Here is a 5,768-nt window from a genome sequence, read left to right on the forward strand (position 1 = left end):
ACCTCAACACGCCGCAAGACGGCCCATCCGTGGCGCCTCGCCCGCCACCCACGCACAAACCACCCCGACAAGCCCCTTCTTCAGCAGTCTCCTAGCCGGTCCCGTCCACGGGCATCCGCGCCCGCCGGAACGGTGACAGGGTGGGGATCAGCGCCGCGATGACGAGCCCACCGACGCACACCAGCAGGGTCGGCCGGTTGCCGTAGGTCACCGCGAACCAGCCCGCCAGCGGCGCCGACACCGTGATGGTGCCCCAGTTGAGGGAGCGGATCGTGGCGTTCATGCGGGCCCGCAGCCGGTCGGGCGTGACGGCGTTGCGGTAGCTCATCTCCAGCGGCCCCCTGAGTCCGTTGGACACGCCGTAGACCAGCTGCGCGGCGACCAGTGCCGCCAGGCCGGCCGCCCCGGACGGGGCGAGGGCGGTCACCAGGAAGGCCACCGGGGCCAGCCAGCCGGCGAAGCAGATCACCCCGCCGAGGCCCAACCGCTCGCTGAGGCGCGGCGTGAGGCCGGCGGCCAGCACGCCGGTGACGCCGGCGGAGGCCAGGAGCAGGCCGATCGCGACCGGGCCCAGCCCGATCTCCTCGGAGGCGTAGAACACCAGGATCGTCATCGCCGCGGAGTTGAAGAAGAACCAGGTGTGCAGCCCGACCGCGTAGGGCGCCAGCATGCGGTGCCGGTAGACGTAGCGGGCTCCCTCGACCAGCTCGCGCCACAGGTGCCGGTCCGCGCGGTCGGTGGCAGCCGGCTCGGTGACCCGGATCGTGGAGAGCACGAGAGCCGAGACGGCATAGGTGCCGGCGTTGACGAGGACCGCCACCGGGGCCGACAGGGTCCGCACCAGCACACCGGCCAGCAACGGACCCACCGCCTCGGCCGCGGTCATCGACTGCTCGATCCGTGAGTTGGCCCGGGGCAGCAGCGAGGTCGGCACGAGGCGCGGCAGGAACGACTGGTGCGCGGCCGTGCCGCAGAGGGAGGCGCACCCGGCCACGAACACCAGGGCGGCCACCACCGGGACGCTGAGCTTCCCGAGGACCCCGAGGGCGCCGATGGCTCCGAAAGCGAGCGCGCAGACCGCGTCCCCGGCGACCAGGACGGGCTGGCGACGGACCCGGTCGATGAGGACCCCGGCCAGGAGCCCGAACAGCAGCATCGGCAGCCACTGCGCGGACCGCACCAGGCCCAGGTCGGTCTGGTCGGCGCCGAGCGTCTCGATCAGCAGCAGCTGCAGCGCGAGACCGGAGGTGAACAGCCCCAGCCACTTGACGGTGTCCGAGAGCCACAGCCGCACGAAGGCCGGGTAACGGAGCACCCCGCCCTCGGCCATGCCGACAGTCAAGCAGGTGCGACCTCCTCGAAGAGCACCCGGGGATCGACGTCCAGCCCGCGGGACCGGAACCACGAGCAGATGTTGCGGCAGTCCCTCATCAGGAAGTCCGGCCCGTTGGGGTTGGCCACCAGGTCGATCACCTGCGGGAGGTCGATGATGACCAGGCGCTCGCCGGCCGCGAGGATGTTGTAGGCCGACAGGTCGCCGTGGGTGACACCCTCGGCCGCCATCACCGAGATCGCCGTGCGCAGCTGGAGGAAGTACTCCTCGAGCAGGTCCGGGTCCGGCCTGACCTGCGCCAGTCGGGGTGCCGGCGTGCCGTCGTGCTCGATCAGCTCCATCAGGATCTCGGTGCCGTCGATCTGGACCGGGTAGGGGACCGGTAGGTCTGCAGACCAGTAGCGGCACAGGGCATCCCACTCGGCGACGGCCCACTGGGCGGCAGCGACGGCGCGACCGTATGCCGACCCTCGGCTGAGCGCTCGCTGGTCACGGCTGCGGCGGACGCGCCGGCCCTGCGTGTAGTCCGCGCTGCGGTGGAAGGTGCGGTGCTCGGTGCTGCGGTAACGCTTGGCTGCCATGACGACGCGGGTGCCGTCCGGCGCGGCCCGCTCCAGCAGGAAGACGTCGGCCTCCTTGCCGGTCTTGAGGACACCGAGCTCGGAGTCGATGGCACCGGCGTCGGTGATCACCCAGTCCGGGAGCGGATCCGGTCCGCGGCAGCCCCTCTCGACGTCCCAGTAGGTGGTGAACCGCTGGTCCTGCGGGGCCTCCTGAGTGCCTCGGCCGTCGCGCGGAGTGTCGTCGGGGCCGTCGATCGGGACGTAGTCGAAGACGAAGAAGGGGTCGATGTCGTCGGCGCGCTGGTCGCCGGAGGTGCGCCCGGCAGGGCGCGTGGTGTTACGGGTGGACGCGTGGTCCTGGTGCTGTGCGTGCACGTGAACTCCTGAGAGGGGAAAGGTGAGCGGTGGGCACACCAGAGACAGTCGTGAACATGTCCATCTCCTCTCCTCAGGGGGCCCGTCGAGCGGTCCCGTGGTCACGGCAGCTGCCGTATGTCGTGTGCCAGGGTTGCGCAGGACACCTCGTCGCCGCAACGGGTTATTGCGGTCTGCCGAGGCTCAGCGCACGACCTGGCGGAGCTGGCCGTCGAGGCGGCGGGTCCACCCGCGCTCGTCCAGGTGCTCCAGCAGCGGCACCGCGACGCGTCGGGTGGTGCGCAGCGCCTGCCGCGCCGCGCTCAGCGTGAACGGCTGCTCCAGCGCGGCGAGCTCACGCATCGCCCGGGCGGGGCCGTCGGGCAGCAGCACGATGTCGTCGGCCAACCGCAGGAGCCGCCCGGTGCGTGCCGCCGCGGCGAGCTCGGTGGCGCCCAGCCCCAGCGCTGCCAGGTCGTCCCGGTCCGGGGCGGCGAACGGGTCGGCGCGCAGCCGCTCCTCGACGGACGCCACGGCCGCCTCGGCACTCCCGAGCCCACCGCCGTCCGCGCTGTGCACGCGGCCGTCGGTGGTGGCCAGGCCGGCCGTCCTCGCGAGGTGGCGGACCAGGTGTGGTGCTGGGTCCGGGAGCTCGCGGGGCAGGGACCCCCCGGCGGCCGCGGGGCGCAGGTGCTCGGGAAGGTTCAGTCCGCGAGCTGCCTCGGCCAGCGGTATGCCGTGACTCAGCGGGTGCTGTGCGTGATGGTCCCGCAGCAGCCCGGCGAGCCGCTCGCCCCAGTCCTCGAGCGCCGCCGGGTCGACCAACCACCCGCCGACCTGGGTGCCACCGGCCGGTTCGGGCAGACCCAGCCGGGCCAGGACGTCCGGGTGCTCCGCCGAGCGGGACCGCAGTCTGGTGCCGGCAGGGTCCCTGCTCTCTGCCAGTGCCACGGCGCGGCGGGCCGCCGCTCCGCGCCGCCGCAACGGGAGGGGGTCGACGTCCAGCACGCGGATCGACCACAGACGTCGGTCTCCGGGATCGCGCAGGATCGCCAGGTCGCCGACGTGCCACGGCACGGGAGCCGACACGGTCACCCGGGCGTGCTGTCCGTCGCCGAGCGGTCGCACGTGCGCGGGGAGCCCGGCCGTCCCGACGTGCACGACGGCCTGCTCCGGAGGGGCGGGACGGTGCCGGTCCGGTCGCCCGGACCGCGGCAGGCCGGTGTCCACGGAGGTGAGCGCGACGTCGATGACCTGCGCCACGGCATACGAGTCGGGGGTGAACAGGACCGAGGCGCGGCCGGCCAGCTCGGTCTCGGTGCGCCGCAGGTTGACTGCCACCCGGGACACCGGCCCGACGACGTCGTGGGCGACGTCCTCGCTGTGCAGGCCCCGGACCACCACCTCGCGGGAACGGTCGCCGGAGAGCAGGGTGAGGTGGTCGCCGGTCCGCAGGGTGCCGGCACCGAGGGTGCCGGTGACGACGGTGCCGGCGCCGGGGACGGTGAACGAGCGGTCGCACCACAGCCGCACCGGTGCCCCTGGGTCGGGGGCAGGCATCCGGTCCACGAGATCGTCGAGGGCCGCCCGCAGGGCATCCATCCCCTTGCCTGTCACGACCGAGACGGGGCACGCCGGCAGGGTCAGGCCGGCCGCGCTGAGCTGGCGCTGGGCCTCCTCCTGGACCGCTCGCTGCCGGTCGGAGTCCGCTAGGTCGCACCGGGTCAGCACGAGCACACCCTCCCGGATGCCCAGGGCGCGGACTGCGGCCAGGTGCTCGGAGCTCTGGGCCTGCCACCCCTGGTCCGCAGCGACCACGAACACCACGGCGGAGGCCGGGCCGAGACCGGCGAGGGTGGTGCCGATGAAGCGCTGGTGACCGGGCACGTCGACCAGGGCGACGTCCACGCCGCTGGGCAGCGTCGTCCAGGCGAAGCCGAGCTCGATCGTCAGGCCCCGGGCCTTCTCCTGGTCGAGGCGGTCGGGGTCGCGGCCGGTGAGCGCCCTCACCAGCGTCGACTTGCCGTGGTCGACGTGGCCGGCGGTGGCGAGCACCCGCTTCACCCGCGCTGCCTCCCTGTCGGGACCGACCGGCATCCTCCCGCGCTCTCTTCCCGCCGGGACCGTCCGGCATCCTCCCGTGTCCGGGGACGTGTGGCGGAGGCGGACGGGAATCGAACCCGCCAGACCGAGCTGCTCGGCCTCACCGGTGTTGAAGACCGGGGGGCCCACCAGGAACCCAGACGCCTCCGCCTCGCAGCCTAGTCGCGACGACATACGGTGAGGCCATGGATCCGATTCGGCTGACCCAGTTCGCGCGCGGCGGCGGCTGCGCGTGCAAGATCCCGGCCGGTGAGCTGGAGCAGATCGTCGCCGGGCTGCACGGCTCGATCCCGGAGCCGACCGCCGAGGTGCTCGTCGGGCTGGACGACGGTGACGATGCTGCGGCGGTGCGGATCGAGGGCGGGACGGCGCTGCTGTCCACGGCCGACTTCTTCACGCCGGTGATCGACGACGCCTACGACTGGGGCCGGATCGCTGCGGCCAACGCCCTGTCGGACATCTACGCGATGGGCGGCACCCCGGTCATGGCGATCAACCTCGTGGCCTGGCCCCGGGAGGCGCTGCCGACCGAGCTCCTGCGCGAGGTCCTGCGCGGTGGCCTGGACGTGGCGTCCCAGGCCGGCTGCCCGGTGCTCGGCGGGCACAGCATCGACGGGCCCGAGCCCATGTACGGCATGGCGGTCACCGGGACCGCGCCCGCCGACCGGCTCATGCGCAACGACGCGGCCGAACCCGGGCTGCCGATCTCACTCACCAAGCCGCTGGGGGTGGGCGTGCTCAACAACCGGCACAAGGCCACCGGCGAGGTGAGCACCGAGGCGGTCGAGAGCATGGTTGCGCTCAACAGGGACGCCTCCCGCGCCGCCCTGGCGGCAGGGGTGAGGGCGGCGACGGATGTCACCGGCTTCGGGCTGCTGGGGCATCTCTACAAGATGTGCCGGGCCTCCGGCGTCGCCGCCCGGATCGATGCCGCTGCGGTGCCGTATGTCGCGGGGTCCCGTGAGGCGCTCGCCGCCGGCCATGTGCCGGGCGGGTCCCGACGCAACCTGGACTGGGTGCGTCCGTACCTGTCGACCCCGGGTGTCGGGGAGGACGAGCTGATCCTGCTGGCCGACGCCCAGACCTCCGGCGGTCTGCTCGTGGTGGGAGAGATCCCGGGCGCACCGGTGGTGGGGGAGACGGTGCCAGCAGGCAGCCTGGACGAGGGTGTGCTGATCGAGGTCGCGTGAGGGCGTGGGGAGCCCTGGTCTCGTAACGCACGTCAGCGGACTGGAGCGTCGAGAGCAGCGCACTGACGAAGCGGAATGTGATGGATCCGTCCTGGGCGCTCTGCGTGATGCTGGTCGTGACAGCACTCAACTGGCACCCCTCTGTGTCAAGAGGCTGCTGGAAGCGGGGTCGTAGGGTAGGTGGTGCGGGTCCGGGAAGTGGCTTGTCCGAAGAGCTGGTGTCGG

The 5,768-nt window shown here is 72.9% G+C and carries 4 protein-coding genes and 1 tRNA gene; 1 reads left to right on the forward strand and 4 read right to left on the reverse strand.

Translation table 11 applies throughout. From position 1 onward, the window contains the following. Positions 1-91: 91 nt before the first annotated feature. The 4 genes from DA085_RS20510 to DA085_RS20525 form a co-directional block, all read right to left on the reverse strand. Positions 92-1,330: an MFS transporter gene (locus tag DA085_RS20510; RefSeq protein ID WP_109474859.1), complete on the reverse strand. Its 1,239-nt coding sequence runs from the start codon at positions 1,328-1,330 to the stop codon at positions 92-94. An 8-nt stretch (positions 1,331-1,338) separates the two neighbouring features. After that, positions 1,339-2,271, reverse strand: coding sequence for a serine protein kinase RIO (locus DA085_RS20515; protein ID WP_237565645.1), 933 nt, complete (start codon positions 2,269-2,271; stop codon positions 1,339-1,341). Positions 2,272-2,454: 183 nt separating this feature from the next. Further along, a complete protein-coding gene (locus DA085_RS20520; RefSeq protein WP_237565646.1) occupies positions 2,455-4,314 on the reverse strand; it encodes a SelB domain-containing protein in 1,860 nt (619 codons plus the stop codon). Positions 4,315-4,405: 91 nt separating this feature from the next. Next, positions 4,406-4,501: transfer RNA gene (locus tag DA085_RS20525), tRNA-Sec, on the reverse strand. Between the two features lie 37 nt (positions 4,502-4,538). Between DA085_RS20525 and selD the strand changes: the two genes are divergently transcribed. Further along, entirely contained in the window at positions 4,539-5,543 is a 1,005-nt protein-coding gene (selD, locus tag DA085_RS20530; RefSeq protein ID WP_109474861.1) for a selenide, water dikinase SelD, read from the forward strand. Positions 5,544-5,768 lie beyond the last annotated feature (225 nt).

The sequence above is a fragment of the Ornithinimicrobium cavernae genome (genome assembly GCF_003121625.1).
Lineage (GTDB): Bacteria > Actinomycetota > Actinomycetes > Actinomycetales > Dermatophilaceae > Ornithinicoccus > Ornithinicoccus cavernae.